Below are 18,509 nucleotides of genomic sequence, written 5' to 3' on the forward strand. Positions count from 1 at the left end.
CCAGGATGGCGGAGGACGATGTGAGGCAGGGAGATCACCGAGGCCCTCGGTGGACACAGGCCTCGGCGCAGGGATGCGAACAAGCGTCAGGCGCTGACCCCATAGCGTTCGCGATAGGCGCGAATGGCGTCGGCGTGAACCTGGAGGGTATCGCCCCCGGTTTCTTCGAGGTAAGCCAATACCTGGTCAAGCCCCACGATGCTGACCACCGGGATGCCAAACTCGGCCTTGACCTGCTGGATAGCGCTCTTGTCGGTGTCGTCGCTGGCGCGCTCCTGACGATCCAGCGCGACCACCACGCCCGCCGCCTGAGCACCGGCGCCGTCGATCAGGCCCATCACCTCGCGAATCGCGGTACCCGCGGTGATCACGTCATCGATGATCATGATGCGGCCAGACAGCGCGGCCCCCACGATGTTACCGCCCTCACCATGATCCTTGGCCTCCTTGCGATTGAACGCAAAAGGCATGTCGCGGTCATGATGATCGGCCAATGCCACTGCCGTGGTGGCAGCCAGGGAGATGCCTTTGTAAGCGGGGCCAAACAGGACGTCGGCGTCGATACCGCTGTGCTCGATGGCCTTGGCATAGAAGCGGCCGAGACTGGCCAGAGCACGCCCGGTCTTGAACAGGCCGGCATTGAAGAAGTACGGGCTCACCCGCCCGGACTTCAGGGTGAACTCGCCAAAGCTGAGTACGCCCTCGCCGATGGCGAATTCAATGAATTCCCGCTGGTAGGGGTGAAGGCGCGCCGCGCCTGGCTGTTGTGGTGCCTTGTCAGCCACGAGGCCTCCTGTCCAATTGCCTGGCCTTATCACGTTTTTCTCGAACGGCCATTTACCCAAACGTCGAAACGTCGGGTATCATACACGCGCGACGCAAAAGGGACCACGTATGAAAATCGCCACTATCAATGTGAACGGCATCCGCGAGGCCGTCGGTCGAGGCTTTCTCGACTGGCTTGCCAACCAGGACGCCGACGTTGTCTGCGTCCAGAACATCAAGGCCAAAAGCTTCGAGCTGGACGACAGCATTCTTTACCCTGAGGGCTACGAGGGCTACTTCCTCGACGCCGAGCAGGACGGTTTTGCAGGGGTCGGCCTTTACTGCCGCAAAATCCCCAAGGCCATCATGTACGGCCTGGGCTTTCCCCAGTGCGACCACGAAGGCCGCTTCTTGCAGGCCGACTACGATCGCTTCTCGATCGCCAGTTTCCTGATGCCTGATGGCAGCGACCCCGCCGCCAAGCAGGCATTCATGGCGCAGTACCAGGAGTATCTGTCCAAGATGGCTCGCAAACGTCGCGAGTACATCATCTGCGGCACCTGGCACATCGCCCACAAGACCATCGATCTGGCCAACTGGTCCGATAACCAGACGACGCCAGGCTTTAAGGCCGAAGAGCGCGCCTGGATGGACCAGGTGTTCGGCCCCACCGGCTTCATCGATACCTTCCGCGAGATCAACCGCGATGGTGATGAATACACCTGGTGGCCGGCGCTGGATCAGGATCAGCCGCGCTCCCGCCAGGAGGGCTGGCGCCTGGACTACCAGATCGTCGGGCCGAACTTCCGCCGGCATATCACCGATGCCTGGATCGACTACGATGCGACCTTCTCTGAATTCGCACCGTTGATCGTCGAGTACGATCTGCAGCTGTAAGCCTCCCTACGTCGCCGTCAGGCCCTGGTCCGGGGCCTGGCACGAAAACGCCGGCCCCCTGTGAAGATGGGGGGCCGGCGTCATCGTTTGGGTGGCGCCACCGCTGGATGGTCGGCACTCAGCTACGGTTGCCCAGTGCCTCGCGCTGATGCTCGAACAGCTCATGACCGGCTTTCTCGGCCAGGTCGAGCATGGCGTTGAGCTGAGCGCGGGAGAAAGTGCCTGACTCGGCCGTGCCCTGTACTTCGATCAGCTCACCCGCTTCGCTCAGTACCACGTTCATGTCGGTATCGGCACTGGAGTCTTCCGGGTAATCGAGATCCACCACCGGCTGACCGCGGTAGAGCCCCACCGACACCGAGCTGACCAGCTGCTCGAAGGGATCGGTCTTGATCAGCTTTTCACGCTGCAGGTAGCGAACCGCGTCGATCAGTGCCACACAGCCACCGGTGATGGAAGCGGTGCGGGTACCGCCATCGGCCTGGATCACGTCGCAGTCCACGGTAATGGTGAACTCGCCAAGCTTCTTGAGATTGACCGAGGCGCGCAACGAGCGTCCGATCAGGCGCTGGATTTCCAGGGTGCGACCACCCTGCTTGCCGCGTGACGCCTCGCGTCCGCTGCGTGAGTGGGTGGCCCGGGGCAGCATGCCGTATTCGGCCGTCACCCAGCCCTGCTTCTTGCCTCGCAGCCAACGGGGCACACCGGCCTCGACGCTGGCGTTGCACAGCACCTTGGTATCGCCGAATTCCACCAATACCGAGCCCTCGGCATGGCGGGTATAGTCACGGGTCAGGCGAATCTCGCGGGTCTGATCAAAAGCGCGTCCGCTGGGACGACGAATGTCGGAGGACATGGCACCTCTCTTGGTCGACATCACGCCTGGGCCAGGTAGACAACGCGACCTGACCGGGGCTACGACATCGATCATGGAATGAAAACACGGCCGACCATTCTACACGCCTTGGCCGACGAATCGGGTACACTGCCGAGAACCACCAGACAACCACCATCAGCCAAAGGCATGAGCCGCACCCTGTCCTGGTGTCCGTCCCCGTTGCCACCACTGCCGCAGCCGCCCAATCAGGAGATCACCATGGTTCACAGCATGACCGCCTTCTCGCGCCAGGACCTGGAAGCCGACTGGGGTAGTCTGCAGCTCGAGTTGCGCAGCGTGAACCAGCGCTACCTGGAACCGCACTTTCGCCTGCCGGAAGCCCTGCGAGACCTGGAACCCGGCTTTCGCGACGCCCTGCGCAAGCGCCTGGCCCGGGGCAAGATCGAATGCACGCTGCGCTTCGAGGCAAGCGAGTCCGGGGCAAGCCTGAGCGTCAACCGCGAACGCCTGGGAGCACTGTCATCCGCGCTGGGCGAAGTGCGTGCCGTCATTCCTGAAGTGCATATGCCTGATGCACTGGCAATGCTCGGCCACCCGGGGGTGCTGGAAAGCAGCGGCCTGGATATCGAGGCGGTCAAGTCCGCCGCCCAGCAGATGTTCCAGCAGGCGCTGAATGACCTGGTGGAAGGTCGCGCCCGTGAAGGCGAGCAGCTCAAGACCCTGATCGAGGATCGACTAAGCGCAATCCACGACCTGGTGGCGGAAGTCCGGGAAAAAATGCCCGACATACTCGAACGTCAGCGCACCCAGCTGGAAGACAAGCTCGCCAGCCTGCAGGTCGAGCTGGACCCCCAGCGACTGGAAGCCGAAGTGGTGCTGATGGCACAGAAGGCCGACGTCGCCGAAGAGCTGGACCGGCTCGACACCCACGTCACCGAGGTAGGCCGCCAGCTCCGCCAGAAAGGCCCCATCGGCCGCCGCCTGGACTTCCTGATGCAGGAGTTGAACCGCGAGGCCAACACCCTGTCATCCAAATCCGTGGTCGCCGACACCACCCGCTGCGCGGTGGAATTGAAGGTGTTGATCGAGCAGATGCGCGAGCAGATCCAGAATATTGAGTGATGGGCGGAGGCGCCTGAGAAAGGCGCTTCCAAAGTAGGCACACCGTTCCCCCAGATCTCGCGATGCTGTTGCCGAAACCCTGCAACGCGGGCGGCGTCTGAGCCAGCACACTGTGCTCTGACAGGATGGCGGACCCGTGCTGGGCGTCGTCGTGGAACGAGACAACCTCAGTAAAGGCACATCCCTTCCAGCCGACTACGACGCTCCCTTCCACGCCAGCTCATGCCACAATTGAGCGATATCGCTTGGGTCCTCGCCGATCAGAAAAAGGGACAACTCCTGGGCGTGGGAAAAGTGAGCCTTGCCGACCCAATGTCACCGGCCCATTACCACCTCTGCCAGCGCGCTCAGGCAAGCATCGACCTCCTCAGGCGTGTTGTAGTGGGCCAGCGAGACTCGGGTAACTGAGGGCAGGCCCAAGGGACGAAGGATATTGCCCGAATAGGCGTCGTCCTTGCGGGCGTGGACGCGGATACCGCGCTCGCCAAGCTCGGCGACGATGTCCAGGGCGTCACGCCCTTCCACGCAGAACGACACCGCGCCCTCGCGCCAGGGGCTATCGACCTCGCCGATCAAGGTCACGCCGGGCAGCTCCTTGAGTCCGGCAACGCCGTCACCACCATGGATCAGCCGCTGCATCAGCGCCGCCTCCTGGTCATGCATGGCCTGGCCGGCCGCCAGCAATCGCTCTCGACGACCCTTCACCGTGGTGAAGTTCCCGCCCAGCCACTCGAGATACGCCACCATCTCGCTGGCACCCGCCCAGGCAGCAGGGTCGCGGCTACCCAGTTCCCAGGCGTCGTCCGGCTTGCCCGCTAGACGGTCATGGTCCACGACGCTCAGGCGCGGAGAGACCCAGGCGTAGCCATCGTTGAAGGGACAAAACACCTTGTACAGCGACACCGCGTAGGCGTCGACGCCATAGGCCGATACCGACAGGGCTCCGTGGGGTGCATGCTGGATACCATCGACGATGATGTAGCAGTCCGGCGCGATAGAACGGATCGCTGCGGCAATGGCAGCAACGTCCTGGGTCATACCGGTGACCGGACTGGTGTGAAGAATCGTGGCGACGCGGGTGTCAGGCTGAACAAAGCGGGCATACTCCTCGGCCGTCACTCTGCCTGTATGAGGGTCAAAGGGCACCGTCAGGCGCTGTCTGTCGGTGCGCTTGGCCCACACAGCGGTGGCGTCAAAGGTCGCGGGGTGTTCCAGTTCGCAGGCGACCATACTGCCACCTGGTGATGCGGCAGTGGCGGCAGCGCGAATCACCCGAAACAGGCACTCGGTGCCGGTCTCACCGCCGAACACGATGCCATCCTCGACGCCCAGCAGGCAGCCCATGGCCTGGCGCCCGTCGTCGATCACGGCCGAGATAGCTCGAGACGCCTCATTGTCGCGATGGTCGTTATCCGGCAAGGCGGCCACTTCCGCCATGCGCGCGACCACCGCCTTGAGGGTCAACGAGCCACCGGCATTCTCGAAAAAGACCCGGGGGCCGGTGTAGGGACAGTGATCCACGTGATGAAAGCGAGCGCGAACCTGCTCCAGCAGCGCGTCGTCGAAGCCACTGACGGCGGTTGTGTGGATGGTGCGGGACTCCTGAGTATGGGTCATGGGCCGATCCTGAATGCAGAGCGCCATCTTCGAAGGTCAACAGTCTTCGAGAGTCAACCATCACCGAGGGTCAACACCCGCTGGAGCGAACAGGCGAGAGGCCCGCTCCACCCAGGCTTCCCAAGATCCCACTGGCCCTAGTGGATAGCAATGCCCATTGCCGCCTGGCCGCCAGCAATGCAGCCCCCGGTAGGGCGCGACTCATCTCCTGTGGCATGCTGGTCACTCCCTCGTCTCGCTGCGCCTCACCCCGGAGCCCGCCATGAACATCGTGATTCCCGATGACTACCAGGATGTCGTTCGCCATCTGTCGGCCTTTGATCGTCTGTCCGGCCACCAGGTCACGCTGTTCAACGACACGTTGACGTCGCTGGATGCCCAGGTTGAACGCTTTCACCACGCGGAGGCACTCGTGTTGATCCGCGAGCGAACCAGGATCACCCGCGCACTGCTCGAACGCCTGCCGAAGCTCCGGGTCATCAGCCAGACCGGAGGTGGCGTGGCCCATATCGATCTCGAGGCCTGTCGCGAGCATGGTGTAACGGTGCTGGCAGGCCGCGGCTCGCCCACCGCCGCCGCGGAACTGACCTGGGCGCTGGTGCTGGCCGCCATGCGGCATATTCCCGAGGAAGTCGCCAACCTCAAGGCGGGTCGCTGGCAGCGTACGCTGGGCACCGCCCTGGAAGGCAGAACCCTCGGTATCCTGGGCTACGGCAAGATCGGTGCCCGTGTCGCTCGCTACGGCCAAGCCTTCGACATGAAAGTGCTGGCATGGGGGCGAGAGGGCTCCCGTGAGCGTGCCCGCCAGGCCGGCATCGAGGTCGTCGCCAGCCAACGCGAGCTGTTCGAGCGCAGCGACGTGCTTAGCCTGCACCTGCGCCTGAACGAGGCGACTCGCGGTATCGTCGGTAACGCTGACCTGGCGGCGATGAAATCCTGTGCGCTGCTGGTCAATACCAGTCGCGCTGAGCTGATCGCCTCTGGCGCCCTGGAGGCGGCGCTGCGCACCGGACGCCCCGGCATGGCGGCGGTGGATGTGTTCGAGCAGGAACCGGTGGTCGAAGACCCTCTTCTGCACCTGCCAAATGTGCTGGCAACGCCCCACCTTGGCTACGTGGAAAAAGATGGCTATGAGCTGTACTTTGGCGATGCCTTCAGCAACCTTATCGCCTTTATTGAGGGGCAGAAAATCGACGATCTCGCCGCCCAATAGCCAATCGTTATTTGCCTCGCTATTGAGGACTCTAGGCTGTCACACAGCAGGTGATGACAGGGAGACATTCTTTGGTAGAAGCGGTATGACGTGGCGGCCATGGTCATGGTAGTCTCTGGAAAGAAATAGACCAGCGTCATATGCTGGTTTGTCTTTTTCTTATTCCACTTTTCACCTTGCCTGGACAGGCTTTCCCGCATCTGGGAGCCAGCACCAAGGAGAAAGGGATGGCGAGACGCAGCCATGTCGACAGACGCACCTTCATCCCCACATGAAAAGCCCGAAGCGCTGGCTGAAGAGCTTGTCTATGACCGCATCGTTGATGCGCTGATCGACAAGCGCCTTCGTCCCGGCGAGCGACTCAATGAGGCGAAGCTTGCCACGGCGTTCAACACGCCAAGAAGCCGCGTTCGGCGTGCGCTGAACCGACTGACGGCGGAGCGGCTGGTACGCTTCGAGATGCATCGGGGCGCCTTTGTCTCACTGCCGTCCGTCAAGGAAGCCTACGATATCTTCGAGACGAGGCTGCACATCGAAGCGGCGGTGGCACGCATCGCCTGCGAGCGCATCGATGCCAGCGGCATTGCCACCCTGCGTCAGCATCTGGACCTGGAGCATCAGGTGTTCGAGGAACGCAAGCCCAGCGTCAACCGCATCTCCGGCGACTTTCACCTGCTGTTGGCGGAGCTGACCGGCAATGAAGAGCTGATCGCCATCGTGCGCCCCATCATCCGTCGCTTCTGTATTATCCAGTCACTCTACGAACGCCCCAGCGGGGTGCTATGCCTGACCCATGAGCACCAGTCCCTGGTCGATATGATCGAGGCCGGCGACGCCGAGGGCGCCGCCCAGTCGATGATGGAACACTGCCGGCATATCTTTTACAGCCTGGAACTGTCCGAGCAGCGACGCGCCGAGGCCAACATCTACGATATCGCCACCGACACCCGCCATCACTGACCAGGCCTGACTAGCCTTGTCAGCGATGGTGGGCGTTTTCGTCGGCGATAGGCCCCTGTCACCAGGCCTCGCTTCTGTCTATTGCGACCGTCTACTACAGCACCGCGTCCAGGGCCTGGATCAACCGGTCCACCTCGTCTTCGGTGTTGTAGTGCACCATCGAGACCCGCACGACACCCTGGATCTCCATCAGTCCGAGGTCCTCGGCCAGCTGACGCGCATAGAAGTCTCCGTAGCGAATACCGACCTTCGCGTCATCGATGCGCCTGACGATATCGTCAGACTGGCTTCCTTCCACAATAAAACTGATCGTCGCGACACGTTTATCGATGTCAGCATCCGCTCTTCCGATGATACGGACGCGCTCTTTCTGATTGAGATAGTCGATCAGTTTCTTGCCAATTTTCGCCTCATGTGTCGCGATCCTTTCGAAGGCATCTTCCAGCCTATTGCGCAAGGATACGCCGTCGTCTTTAGGCGAAAGCGAGGTCAGATATTCGAGGATTCCCGTAGCGCTGTAGGTCAGCTCATAGTTGGGATTTCCCGGCTCCACTTTTCCCGGTATCTGGTCCTTGGTAAAGAAATGGTGATAGATGCTGTCCAGCTCCAGCAGGCACTCTTTCTTGACGTAAAGCACCGCGTGATGCGGCCCAAATACCTTGTAGAGACTGAAGCCGTAGTAGTCGACATCCCAGTCCTGGACATCGATGGCACGGTGGGGCGCGAAGGCCACGCCATCGACGCAGATGCGAGCACCGGCGTCGTGAGCCATGGCGGCGATCTTTTTGATCGGATTGATGGTGCCGAGCAGGTTAGAGACATGGGTCACGCAGACCAGCTTGGTTCGCTCGTTGAGCAGTTCGGCCAGGCTGTCGAGCTCCAGTTCCAGGGTCTCGGGATGGCAGTTCCAGAAGCGCAGCTTGACGCCTCGCGCTTGCAGACGTCGCCAGGGACCGATGTGACTTTCATGGTCGGTATTGGTCACGATGATTTCATCGCCCGGGGCGAACTGGCTCGCCATGGCGTCCGCCAGCAGCCGGAACTGAATGGTGGAGTTCGGCCCGAACACCAGCTCTTCCACATGCTGCGCATTGACCAGCGTCGCCACCGCCCGGCGACCGGCGTCGACCTTGGCCTTGGAGTGCTGGCTGGGGGCGTAGCTGGCCCCTAGCTGAACATTGTCGCCCAGCAGATAGTCGCTGATGCGATCCACCACGACACGCGGCACCTGAGCACCACCGGCGTTATCCATGAACACCCAGTCACTGGCAAGGGAGGGAAACTGGGCTCTGATGCTTTCCAGATCAAGCGGGGGGGCGGAATGTGATTCGAAAGCCATGGGGAATCCTTGAAGCTGGGTCGAGAGAAGCTGGGTTAAGAGAAACTGGGTTAAGAGAAACTGGGTCAAGTAAACGGGTCGAGGCCAAGCCTCAGTGCGCCAGCACCGATTGGAAAAAGGCGCGGGTTCGATCTTCCTGCGGCGCAGAGAAGATCTGTTCGGGAGCGCCTTCCTCCACGATCTGTCCGGCCTCCATAAAGATCACCCGGTCCGCCACATGGCGGGCGAAGCCCATCTCGTGGGTCACCAGCAGCATGGTCACACCGGTACCAGCCAGGGTCTTGATGACGTCTAGCACCTCGCCGACCATCTCGGGGTCCAGCGCCGACGTCGGCTCATCGAACAGCAGCACCCGCGGCTCATTGGCCAGTGCCCGGGCAATGCCGACCCGCTGCTGCTGACCGCCGGACAGGGCGCTCGGGTACTTGTACATCTGCTCGGCGATGCCAACCTTCTCCAGCAATTCCTTGGCTCTGGCCTGGGCAGCCCCTGGGCTCATGCCACGTACCCGGATCGGCCCCAGGGTGACGTTCTCCAGCACCGTCATGTTGGGAAACAGGTTGAAGCTCTGGAACACCATGCCCACGCCCTTGCGCACCTCGATCAGCTCCGGGCCGGGCTGGACCCGGGTGCCATCGACATAGATATCGCCGGCGCTGTAGGCCTCCAGATGATTGATGCAGCGAATCAGGGTCGACTTGCCGGAGCCCGACGGGCCGAGGATCGCCACCACCTCGCCTTCCGCCACCTCCAGGTCGATATTCTTCAACGCATGGAAATCACCGTAGTGCTTGTTCACGCCCTTGAGCGAGATGAGGGTTCTGCGGGCGGCGGCGGCTTGGCGGTCAAACGCAGCGGAAGGGGCCTGCGACACCGGCTGGGTCGGTTCAATCATGACAATCTCCTTCAAGCTCGGCCTTGGGCGAAGCGTTTTTCTAGCAAGCCGACCAGCCTCACCAGCGGCAACAGCACCACCAGATACAGCAGCGCTGCGCCAATCAGCGGGGTGGGATTGGCCGCCAGGGCCTGAGCCTGGGTCGCCTGCTTGAGCAGGTCGGGCATCGCCACCACCGAGGCCAGGGCGGTGTCCTTCATCACGTTGATGCAGTTGCTGGTCAGCGGCGGAATGATCAGGCGGATCGCCTGGGGCAGGACCACGTCGCACATCACCCGATACTGACTCAGGCCGATCGACTGGGCGGCCTCGAACTGGCCCCGAGGCACCGCTTCGATGCCGGCGCGGTAGATCTCCGCGGCGTAGGCGCTGGAGATCATGGTCAGGGCGGTACAGGCTGCAGCAAACGGTGACAGGGTGATGCCGACGAACGGCAGTGCGTAGTAGACGATGACCAGCCATACCAGCACCGGCAGCGAGCGAAACACATCGATGTAGGCAATGGTCAGAAAGCGCAGTGGCTTGGGGCCGTAGAGGCGCAACAGCGCCAGCCCCAGCCCACCGATCAGCCCCAGCAGGATGCTCAAGAAGCCCAGCGCGATGGTCATGCCGAGCCCTTGGACGAGCATCGGGAAGGTGCGTACCAGCACCTCCCAGTTAAAGAATGTCTGGACCAGGTCCATTCAACCAGCCTCCACGGCCGAGGGTGGGTGGGCAGTGGCGCGCGGGCGCCACGGCCCCGACATCACTTGACGCTTGGCATATCACGCACGTCGACGGTGCTGGTGCCGGCATCCGGCGCGGCGCCGAACCAGGTCTCGTGCAGTTCGGCGATAAAGCCTTCCTGCTTGAGCTCGGTGATCACCTCACTGGCCTTGGCGGCAAGCTCGGCATCCTTGGCAAACATCATCGAGTACTGCTCACCGCTGGGAATGCGGCTGACCACTTCCAGGTTGGGCTTGTCGCGCACGTAGTACTGCACCGCCGGAATGTCGGAAATGTAGGCGTCGAGGCGGCCGCTGGACAGGTCAAGCATGGCCGGCTGCAGGCCCTCGTAGCGGCGGATCTCCTTGATGCCGTACTGCTCCTGATTCTCGCTGGTCCAGATGTCGCCGGTGGAACCGGTGTCTACGCCAACCACCTTGCCGTCCAGGTCCTCGAGCCCAGTGATGCCCTTGCTGGTGTGAGTCGCCAGAGACTGGTCACTGTCGTAGTAGGGCTGGGCAAAGGACACCGACTCGAGACGCTCGTCGGTGATGGTGATGGAGGACACCGCCACGTCGATACGCCCGGACTGTACCGCCGAGAACAGGCCGTTGAAGGGAATGTTGCTGATCTCGACCTCGTCGTAGCCCAGGCGACTACCGACCTCGTTGACCAGGTCGATCTCGAAGCCGACGTAGTCACCGCTGTCGTCCTGGAATTCCCAGGGCAGGTTGCCGATGTTGGCGCCGACCTTGAGGGTCTCGGCCATGGCGCTGCCAGCGGCAAGGCTCAGGCCCAGGGCGGCGGCCAGGGTCACTACGCGTGGCGTCTTGGAAAAAAGGGTCATGGGACGTTCCTCTGCTTGTTGTCATTGTTGCGGGAGTGGCTATTTTTTGTGCGCCCCCAAGCGGCGGAAGCGCGGTTGTCTCTGTGCCGATCCTGGGACCGGGTGCCGAGACCAGGCACTGTCGTAGCGATGCTGCTGTTCAGGCCAGTGGTTGGATCAAGCGTCACGCGGCTGATTCACGCTCCAGCCAGGCTCTGGCGATCTCTTCCCGGGTCGCGAACCAGACCCCCTCGTGAGCCTGGGCGTAGGCGATAAAATCCTTGAGCGCGCGGATCTTTCCGGGCCGCCCGACCATCCGCGGATGCAGCCCCACGGACATCATTCGCGGCCCCCTCGCTGACTCTTCGAACAGCACGTCGAAGCCTTCCTTGAGGTTGTCGAGAAATTCGCGACCGGAGGTCAGTCCTGGCGAGAGCCAGAAGCGGAAGTCGTTCATGTCCGTGGTATAGGGCACCACCAACTGACGCTTGCCCTCCACCTCGGTGAAGTACGGCACGTCGTCGTTATAGGCGTCGGCGTCATACAGGAAACCGCCTTCTTCCAACAGCAGGCGCCGAGTATGCACGCTGGGTCCGTAGCGGCAGTACCAGCCAACAGGACGCTTGCCGGTGGTGGCGGTGATGGAGTCGATGGCCAGTCGAATATGCTCACGCTCTTCGTCTTCGCTCAAGCGAAAGACCTCTTCCCAGCGATAGCCGTGGCTGCAGAATTCATGGCCATCGGCACTCGCCACCCGAGCGACGCGGGGGTTTTGCTCAAGGGCCACGGCACAGGCAAAGAAGGTCGAGCGCACCCCGGCCTCGCGCAGGATATCGAGAATTCGCCAGATGCCGACCCGGGAGCCGTACTCGTACATCGATTCCATGGCCAGGTTACGGGTGCCGGCGGGGGTCACGTAGCTGCCCCACTCGGTCATCGATTCCTGGTCATCATCGCCCATGGCGAAGGAGCGCTCGGAGCCCTCCTCGTAGTTGACGACGACGTTGATCGCCAGACGGGCGCCGTTGGGCCAACGCCCGCCGGGGGGAGTATCGGCATAGCCGATGAGGTCGCGCTGCGGCAACATCCTGTCTCTCCTGAGGCCTCGCCATGCTGCACCGAGGCCGTGATTGTTAGTGTTGTTATGTGACCAATATAGGCCGGATCAGGATTGCACGCAATTTTGCGTGCGATAGGGTCAATAAAGCATATTGCTGAAAAATGAACAATGCATTTTCCCAGTCACTGAACGATATCTCTACTGTGCTTCGCCATTCAGCGCGCCCCTTTCTTTTCAAAACGCAGGTTTTTTTGTAGCGCAAACCTGTCACCAGGCGCTAATCTCCGGTGCCCTACTCCAACAAGAAGGAAAGGCGACATGTTGACCTGTGGCGAAGCATTGGTTCAGCTACTTGAGGCTTATGGTGTTGATACCGTCTTCGGCATTCCCGGCGTCCACACGGTAGAACTTTACCGAGGACTACCTGCCACCCGGATCACTCATGTGACACCACGTCACGAGCAGGGTGCTGGCTTTATGGCCGATGGCTATGCACGTGTAACAGGAAAACCAGGCACCTGTTTCATCATTTCTGGTCCAGGAATGACGAATATACTGACCGCCATGGGACAGGCTTACGCGGATTCCGTGCCCATGCTGGTGATTTCAAGCGTCAACCGACGCGAGCAGCTTGGCCTTGGCGAGGGCCGTCTGCACGAGCTGCCTTCCCAGCGCAACATGGTCGCTGGGGTCAGTGCTTTCAGCCATACCCTGCAGCAGCCCGACGAGCTGCCACGGGTACTGGCCAGAGCCTTTGCGGTGTTCCGCGGGGCTCGCCCAAGACCCGTGCATATCGAAATTCCGATTGATGTCATCACCGCCCCCGCCGATCACCTGGTGCTGGAGGCTGCCGCACTGCCAGCCCCTCCCGCACCGGATGCGGCGCTGGTGGACGCCGCCGCCGAGCTGCTGGCAGCGGCCCAGCAGCCGGTCGTCCTGCTTGGGGGCGGCGCTGCCGACCATGCAGAGGCTGCCCGCGCGCTGGTCGAGGCGCTGGATGCCCCCACCACCTGCACCGTCAATGCCAAGGGTCTACTGCCGAAGGGTCATCCACTGGCGCTGGGCTCCACCCAGTCCCTGGACCCTGTGCGCAAGCTGGTACGAGAGGCGGACGTGGTACTGGCCATCGGCACAGAGCTTGGCGAGACCGACTATGACGCCGTCTTCGACGGTAACTTCAGGATCGACGGTCGTTTGATTCGCGTCGACATCGATGCCGAGCAGCTGCAACGTAACCACCTTGCGCACCTTGCCATCGTCAGCGACGCCGGGCGTTTCATGCAGGCGCTGCTCGAGCGTCTTTCTATCCCATCGGCCACCCCATCAGCCACCCCAGCGGCCGCCGCGACGCCGACGCCAGGACAGCAGCGGGTGGCGGACATCCAGCGTCAGCTCGCCCCCGAGTGGCCGCCTGCCTGGCGCACCCAGCAACGCGTGCTCGAGCTGGTCCAGCGCACGCTGCCAGGCGCTATCGTGGTGGGGGATTCGACCCAGCCGGTCTACTCGGGCAACTTCCTCTACGAGGCCGAGTCGCCGCGCAGCTGGTTCAATTCATCAACCGGCTACGGCACCTTGGGCTACGGCCTTCCCGCCGCCATCGGCGCCAAGCTGGCCGCTCCCAACCGCCCCGTCGTATCGCTGATCGGTGATGGGGGCATCCAGTTCACCCTGCCGGAACTGGCCTCGGCGGTGGAAACCAAGACGCCCATCGTCATCCTGCTGTGGAACAACCAGGGCTACGGCGAGATCAAACGCTATATGCAGGAGCGGGAAATTCCCACAATAGGGGTGGATATCTATACGCCTGACCTGGTGGCCATCGCGCGGGGCTACGGCTGCGAGGCCCATACCGCGACCGGCCTCGACCACCTTGAGCGTCTGCTGCAACAGGCCAAAGAGGCCGACGGCCCGTGGTTGATCGAGGTGCGTGAAGAGGGCGACTTTGCCTGATCATCCGCTCTTGCAGGCTAACCATCAGCCTGCTGGATGGAAGACAGCAGCCAGTGGCTAAAGGCCTCGATACGATGATCGGGATGTCGTCCGCGTGGCGTCACCACGTAGTAGTTGCCGATCATCAGGGGTGTCGTGGACGCCGCCACCAGCCGCCCATCGGCCAGCTCCTGGTCCACAAAGTAGTCAGGTAGCACGGTGGCTCCCACCCCGTGCAACGCAGCATCCAGCACAAAGCGAAAGTGCTCGAAGCGCTGCCCCGGCAGCGCTTCGATCTGCTCCCCACTGAGCCCAGCCGCCTCCAGCCAGAGAAAGGTCGAGGATAGCCGTGCCGAGCTGACGCAGGTGTGGTGAATCAATGGGTAACGGAGCAGCTCTTCGGTGTGATCGATCACGCCATAGCGGTCGCGCAGCGTGGGCGTGCATACCGCCACCAGCGAGCACGGCATCAGCAGTCGGCACTCCAGATCGGGCCACTGCCCATCCCCATAGAGAATCGCCACGTCGAAGCCATCTCGGCGTTCATAGAGCCGCCTCAAGTCATTCATGATTTCGATCTGAATGTCCGGATGGCGCTGCTGAAACGCCGGCAACCGTGGCAACAGCCAGCGCATGGCGAAGGAGGGCTCTGCTCCCACGTGGCACTGCCCCGACCAGCGCGCCAGCAACTTTGCTGTAGCGGCTTCGATCTGCTCCATGGAAGGGGAAATTTCACGCAAGTAATCGGCACCTTCACCGGTCAGCTCTAGCCGTTGACGCACCCGCCGAAACAGCTCGCAACCGAGCATCTCTTCGAGATTTCGGATCTGACGACTGACCGCGCTTTGGGTCAGACTCATCTCTTCCGCCGCCCGGGTCATGCTGAGATGACGTGCGGTTGCCTCGAAGCAGGCGAGAGACACCATGGTGGGCAGTTGACGGGCCACGAAAGTTCATTCCATTTGCGCATGACATGTGAAGAATAAATCGTTATTCGGTTCCCGCCAAGCTTCCTAGACTGATACTCGACAACAACGAATAAACTGGTAACCACATGCACGATATCCCCGAAATAAAAGCGCATTCCGGTGGACTTTTTCAGATATTACGTCAGTATCGTCGCTCCCAACTGCTAAAGTTCCTCCTGCCGACCCTCCTCGGTATTCTGCTGTTTCTGACTCCCGTCTTTGTCGATGGCCGCATCACGGTGATGATTGCCTTCATCGTCGACATCATCAACGCCGTGATCAAACCCATCATGGTGGAAGGTACGGTACTGGTCACCGTCATCCCCACTATCGCCACCGTGGTGGTCAGCCTGACGACGCTGAAGCACAACCAGAACAGGTTCATCCAGCTGTTCAACCCTGGCCCGGTGTGGACGCTGGTACGCGTTACCGGCGCCATTCTGATGGTCATGGTGTACTTCCAGTGGGGCCCTGAGTGGATCTGGCACCGCGACACCGGAGGCGTGCTGCTGTACGACGTGGGCCCCGTGGTGGTGGCGATCTGCCTGCTGTCTTCGGTGCTGTTGCCGCTGCTGACTGACTACGGGCTGATGGAGTTCGTCGGCAGCCTGCTGAGCCGTGCGTTCGAGCGCCTGTTCGGCCTTCCCGGCCGCTCCGCGGTGGATAGCCTGGCGTCCTGGCTGTCCTCATCGAGTGTCGGCATCATTCTGACGACGCAACAGTACCGCAACGGCTTCTACTCCATGCGTGAAGCCTGCATCATCTCGACCAACTTCTCGATCGTCTCCCTGGCCTACGCGTACCTGCTGATCAAGCTGATCGGTCTCGAGCAGCATTTCCTGATCTGGTACGCCAGCGTTGCCGTCACGGGCTTCGTCTGCGCCCTGATCATTCCGCGCCTGCCTCCCTTGTCACGCAAGCCTCACTCCTACTTTCCACCAGAAGGCCAGCAACAGGTGCAAGACCGCCAGACAGGAGAAAGCCTGTTGGCCCTGGGCGTGCGTCGCGCGGTGGAGCGCGCCGAGCACGCAGCTTCCCCGCTGGAGCTGGTCAAGCGTGGCCTGCATGTCGGCGGCGACATCATCATCACGATATACCCGGCGATGATGGTCATCGGCTGTACGGGGCTTGCGCTGGTGCAGTTCACCGATATCGTCCACATCCTCTCGCTGCCGCTGGTACCGCTGCTCGACCTGCTGGCGCTGCCGGAAGCTGAACAGGCAGCGCCCGCGCTGCTGGCGGGCCTGATCGACAGCATCATGCCGTCACTGCTGGGCGCTGGCATCGAAAGTGAAGTCACCCGCTTTGTCCTGGCCGGTGTCGCCGTCAATCAGATCGTGTTCTTCACCGAAGTGGCCATCGTGCTCGTCAGAGCCAACATCGGCCTGAGCCTTCTGGACCTGGTGTGGATCTACCTGCTGCGGGTGCTGGTGTCCTTGCCGGTGCTGTCACTGCTCGGCCACCTGCTGCTCGGTTGACGAAAACGGCACGGTGGCCCCCAACACCGTGCCCATCCCCACGCTGTCACTGCACGCGTCGGTACTTGTGAACGTCAGGGGCCTCACGGCCCCTTGTCGATGATTACCTTCAGGAAATCGATGTCATGGCGAATGCCGCACCACTTTCCGCCCCTCACATGGGCAGCGAGCTTCCACAGGCTGACCTGGTCCTTACCAACGGCCGTATCTATACCGTCAATGAGGCCCAGCCCTGGGCCCAGGCAGTCGCCATTGCCAATGGGCGCTTCCTCGTGGTGGGTGATGACACCGACGTTGCCGCAACCATCGGCCCCCACACCCGGGTGGTGGACCTGAAGGGTCGCTTTGCCATGCCTGGTCTGTATGACATGCATACCCATCCGGATCTTGCGCTGGCCCCTGACTATGCCGGCTATCTGGATGTGGGCATCGAGGACCCGACGCCTGCCCAGGTCCGGCAGGCGATCCTCGACTATGCCGAGCAGACGCCCGAAGGCTGGATCTACGGCGCCTATTTCGTCCGCTACACCTTCAAGCAGGCCGGGCTGACGGCGGACCGCCACTGGCTCGACAGCGTCATTGCCGACAGGCCGGTGGCCATTCTCGATCGCTCATGGGGTTGCATGCTGGCCAACTCCAAGGCGCTGGAACTGGCGGGCATCACGGCGGACACCAGCGACCCCCGCCATGGCTACATCGAGCGCGACAGCATCAGCGGAGAACCCACCGGTATTCTGGTCGACGGCGCCTACGCCATGATCCATGCCGCCATGCCGCCGACACCGGCCCAGGCGCTCTACCGCGCCTACCGCGATGGGGTGCATTTCCAAAGCTCACGCGGGGTGGTCGGCACCAAGTACGTGCACGTCTGCGAGCATCGGCTGGATGCGCTCAAGCGTCTGGATCAGGAAGGCCGCCTGACCGCACGGGTCGAAGCCGCCATCAGCTGGCAGGATGACATCTTCCCGGTCAAGCGTCGCTGGGAGCTGCTGGCCGGTGAGCGTCACTTCTATCGCAGCGCCAGACTCAACGCCAACGCGGTCAAGTTCCACTTCGACGGCACCCATGAATCCCGTTCGTCCTATCTGTCGAGCCCCTGGCCCGGCGAGAAGGACTGGCAAGGACATCTGAACCTGACCCCCGAGCACGTCTGCGACATGATCGCCGACATGGATCGCCGAGGCATCCGAGTCATCGCCCACTGTACCGGTGATGGCGCCTCGGACATTTTTCTCAACGCCATCGCCGAGGCCAAGCGTCGTAATGGCGGCCTGCGCATGCGCCACCAGTGCGCCCACAGCACCACCCTGCTCGACGCCAATCTGCCGCGCTTCGCCGAGCTGGATGCGATTGCCGAATTCTCGCCGGTGGGCTGGTTCCCCTCATCGTTCGCCTACGCACGTGCCGTCTTCGGTGAGCAGCGCATGCAGCGCGCCTACAACTTTGCCGGCGTGTTGCAGGCAGGCGGTGTCGCGGTGATGGGCACCGATTGGCCGGTCTCGAACCCGGACCCGTGGATCGGGCTGGAAGCCATGGTCACTCGCGCCAACCCCTGGTCACAGGATGACGAGACCTTCCACGGCACCCCCATCAGCCTGGAGCAGGCCATCCGCGTGGCGACCCTCAACGGCGCCTACGCCATGGGCATGGAGCACCAGGCCGGCTCCATCGAGGCTGGCAAGTCCGCCGACCTGATCGTGCTGGACCGTAACCTGTTCGAGGTGCCCGCCCGTGGCGGCATTCATGCCACCCAGGTGGAGTGGACACTGCTGGAAGGTCGCCCGACCTGGGACGCCGCAGGTGACTTCCAGCAGAGCGAGCTCGAAGCCGTGTGGACGCAGCCGCCGCCGGCCTTCTGAGACACCACGTTGCGATGACTACAGCCTAACGCCCAGGA

The 18,509-nt window shown here is 62.3% G+C and carries 16 protein-coding genes; 7 read left to right on the plus strand and 9 right to left on the minus strand.

Annotation, left to right across the window (positions count from 1 at the left end; translation table 11 throughout):
• Positions 1-86: 86 nt before the first annotated feature.
• Complete coding sequence (pyrE, locus tag KUW18_RS04900) at positions 87-785, minus strand: orotate phosphoribosyltransferase (protein ID WP_206941950.1); 699 nt, start codon at positions 783-785, stop codon at positions 87-89.
• Positions 786-894: 109 nt separating this feature from the next.
• On the opposite strand from pyrE, the gene KUW18_RS04905 reads away from it, so the two are divergent.
• On the plus strand, positions 895-1,662 hold the full coding sequence (locus KUW18_RS04905; RefSeq protein WP_206941952.1) for an exodeoxyribonuclease III: 768 nt from the start codon (positions 895-897) through the stop codon (positions 1,660-1,662).
• Between the two features lie 118 nt (positions 1,663-1,780).
• On the opposite strand, the gene rph is transcribed toward KUW18_RS04905, so the two are convergent.
• Positions 1,781-2,518, minus strand: coding sequence for a ribonuclease PH (gene rph / locus KUW18_RS04910; RefSeq protein ID WP_206941954.1), 738 nt, complete (start codon positions 2,516-2,518; stop codon positions 1,781-1,783).
• A gap of 240 nt (positions 2,519-2,758) precedes the next feature.
• Here rph and KUW18_RS04915 point away from each other — a divergent pair, with 240 nt between their 5' ends.
• Positions 2,759-3,622, plus strand: coding sequence for a YicC/YloC family endoribonuclease (locus tag KUW18_RS04915; protein ID WP_222162317.1), 864 nt, complete (start codon positions 2,759-2,761; stop codon positions 3,620-3,622).
• A 315-nt stretch (positions 3,623-3,937) separates the two neighbouring features.
• Here the strand turns inward: KUW18_RS04915 and KUW18_RS04920 are convergent, their stop codons facing one another.
• Complete coding sequence (locus KUW18_RS04920) at positions 3,938-5,239, minus strand: aminotransferase class V-fold PLP-dependent enzyme (RefSeq protein WP_261396423.1); 1,302 nt, start codon at positions 5,237-5,239, stop codon at positions 3,938-3,940.
• Between the two features lie 262 nt (positions 5,240-5,501).
• On the opposite strand from KUW18_RS04920, the gene KUW18_RS04925 reads away from it, so the two are divergent.
• Both KUW18_RS04925 and KUW18_RS04930 read left to right on the plus strand, forming a co-directional pair.
• Positions 5,502-6,452 (plus strand): D-2-hydroxyacid dehydrogenase family protein, encoded by a 951-nt coding sequence (locus tag KUW18_RS04925; RefSeq protein WP_222560927.1) that lies wholly within the window; start codon positions 5,502-5,504, stop codon positions 6,450-6,452.
• Between the two features lie 243 nt (positions 6,453-6,695).
• Positions 6,696-7,412, plus strand: coding sequence for a GntR family transcriptional regulator (locus KUW18_RS04930; RefSeq protein WP_222560928.1), 717 nt, complete (start codon positions 6,696-6,698; stop codon positions 7,410-7,412).
• A 94-nt stretch (positions 7,413-7,506) separates the two neighbouring features.
• On the opposite strand, the gene KUW18_RS04935 is transcribed toward KUW18_RS04930, so the two are convergent.
• The 5 genes from KUW18_RS04935 to KUW18_RS04955 all read right to left on the minus strand — a co-directional run bounded on the left by KUW18_RS04935 (position 7,507) and on the right by KUW18_RS04955 (position 12,264).
• Complete coding sequence (locus tag KUW18_RS04935) at positions 7,507-8,751, minus strand: cysteine desulfurase-like protein (RefSeq protein WP_222560929.1); 1,245 nt, start codon at positions 8,749-8,751, stop codon at positions 7,507-7,509.
• Between the two features lie 91 nt (positions 8,752-8,842).
• Positions 8,843-9,646, minus strand: a complete 804-nt coding sequence (locus KUW18_RS04940) for an amino acid ABC transporter ATP-binding protein (protein WP_222162312.1) — start codon at positions 9,644-9,646, stop codon at positions 8,843-8,845.
• A gap of 11 nt (positions 9,647-9,657) precedes the next feature.
• Complete coding sequence (locus tag KUW18_RS04945) at positions 9,658-10,329, minus strand: amino acid ABC transporter permease (RefSeq protein ID WP_222162311.1); 672 nt, start codon at positions 10,327-10,329, stop codon at positions 9,658-9,660.
• A 62-nt stretch (positions 10,330-10,391) separates the two neighbouring features.
• Positions 10,392-11,198 (minus strand): transporter substrate-binding domain-containing protein, encoded by an 807-nt coding sequence (locus KUW18_RS04950; protein ID WP_222560930.1) that lies wholly within the window; start codon positions 11,196-11,198, stop codon positions 10,392-10,394.
• A 163-nt stretch (positions 11,199-11,361) separates the two neighbouring features.
• The gene (locus KUW18_RS04955) at positions 11,362-12,264 is read right to left on the minus strand and encodes an allantoinase PuuE (protein ID WP_222560931.1); all 903 of its coding nucleotides are present in this window, start codon (positions 12,262-12,264) and stop codon (positions 11,362-11,364) included.
• A gap of 291 nt (positions 12,265-12,555) precedes the next feature.
• Between KUW18_RS04955 and KUW18_RS04960 the strand changes: the two genes are divergently transcribed.
• Positions 12,556-14,187 (plus strand): 5-guanidino-2-oxopentanoate decarboxylase, encoded by a 1,632-nt coding sequence (locus KUW18_RS04960; RefSeq protein ID WP_222560932.1) that lies wholly within the window; start codon positions 12,556-12,558, stop codon positions 14,185-14,187.
• Between the two features lie 17 nt (positions 14,188-14,204).
• Here KUW18_RS04960 and KUW18_RS04965 read toward each other — a convergent pair whose 3' ends face one another.
• Positions 14,205-15,113, minus strand: coding sequence for a LysR substrate-binding domain-containing protein (locus tag KUW18_RS04965; protein ID WP_222560933.1), 909 nt, complete (start codon positions 15,111-15,113; stop codon positions 14,205-14,207).
• 107 nt (positions 15,114-15,220) lie between these two features.
• On the opposite strand from KUW18_RS04965, the gene KUW18_RS04970 reads away from it, so the two are divergent.
• Both KUW18_RS04970 and KUW18_RS04975 read left to right on the plus strand, forming a co-directional pair.
• Positions 15,221-16,612, plus strand: a complete 1,392-nt coding sequence (locus KUW18_RS04970; RefSeq protein ID WP_206941990.1) for a YjiH family protein — start codon at positions 15,221-15,223, stop codon at positions 16,610-16,612.
• 125 nt (positions 16,613-16,737) lie between these two features.
• Positions 16,738-18,471 carry an amidohydrolase gene (locus KUW18_RS04975; RefSeq protein ID WP_222560934.1) on the plus strand — a complete coding sequence of 578 codons (1,734 nt, stop codon included), beginning with the start codon at positions 16,738-16,740 and terminating at the stop codon, positions 18,469-18,471.
• The last annotated feature ends 38 nt before the right edge of the window (positions 18,472-18,509 follow it).

It is taken from the genome of Halomonas sp. DP5Y7-2, assembly GCF_019802025.1.
GTDB classification, from domain to species: Bacteria; Pseudomonadota; Gammaproteobacteria; order Pseudomonadales; family Halomonadaceae; genus Halomonas; species Halomonas litopenaei_A.

Bases quoted from the DNA above. Each gene is read 5' to 3' on its own strand.
- rph (WP_206941954.1), bottom strand. From the start codon at position 2,518: ATGTCCTCCGACATTCGTCGTCCCAGCGGACGCGCTTTTGATCAGACC.
- KUW18_RS04970 (WP_206941990.1), top strand. From the start codon at position 15,221: ATGCACGATATCCCCGAAATAAAAGCGCATTCCGGTGGACTTTTTCAG.
- KUW18_RS04955 (WP_222560931.1), bottom strand. From the start codon at position 12,264: ATGTTGCCGCAGCGCGACCTCATCGGCTATGCCGATACTCCCCCCGGC.
- KUW18_RS04920 (WP_261396423.1), bottom strand. From the start codon at position 5,239: ATGACCCATACTCAGGAGTCCCGCACCATCCACACAACCGCCGTCAGT.
- KUW18_RS04960 (WP_222560932.1), top strand. From the start codon at position 12,556: ATGTTGACCTGTGGCGAAGCATTGGTTCAGCTACTTGAGGCTTATGGT.
- KUW18_RS04925 (WP_222560927.1), top strand. From the start codon at position 5,502: ATGAACATCGTGATTCCCGATGACTACCAGGATGTCGTTCGCCATCTG.
- KUW18_RS04905 (WP_206941952.1), top strand. From the start codon at position 895: ATGAAAATCGCCACTATCAATGTGAACGGCATCCGCGAGGCCGTCGGT.
- KUW18_RS04945 (WP_222162311.1), bottom strand. From the start codon at position 10,329: ATGGACCTGGTCCAGACATTCTTTAACTGGGAGGTGCTGGTACGCACC.
- KUW18_RS04930 (WP_222560928.1), top strand. From the start codon at position 6,696: ATGTCGACAGACGCACCTTCATCCCCACATGAAAAGCCCGAAGCGCTG.
- KUW18_RS04935 (WP_222560929.1), bottom strand. From the start codon at position 8,751: ATGGCTTTCGAATCACATTCCGCCCCCCCGCTTGATCTGGAAAGCATC.
- KUW18_RS04950 (WP_222560930.1), bottom strand. From the start codon at position 11,198: ATGACCCTTTTTTCCAAGACGCCACGCGTAGTGACCCTGGCCGCCGCC.
- KUW18_RS04975 (WP_222560934.1), top strand. From the start codon at position 16,738: ATGGCGAATGCCGCACCACTTTCCGCCCCTCACATGGGCAGCGAGCTT.
- KUW18_RS04915 (WP_222162317.1), top strand. From the start codon at position 2,759: ATGGTTCACAGCATGACCGCCTTCTCGCGCCAGGACCTGGAAGCCGAC.
- KUW18_RS04940 (WP_222162312.1), bottom strand. From the start codon at position 9,646: ATGATTGAACCGACCCAGCCGGTGTCGCAGGCCCCTTCCGCTGCGTTT.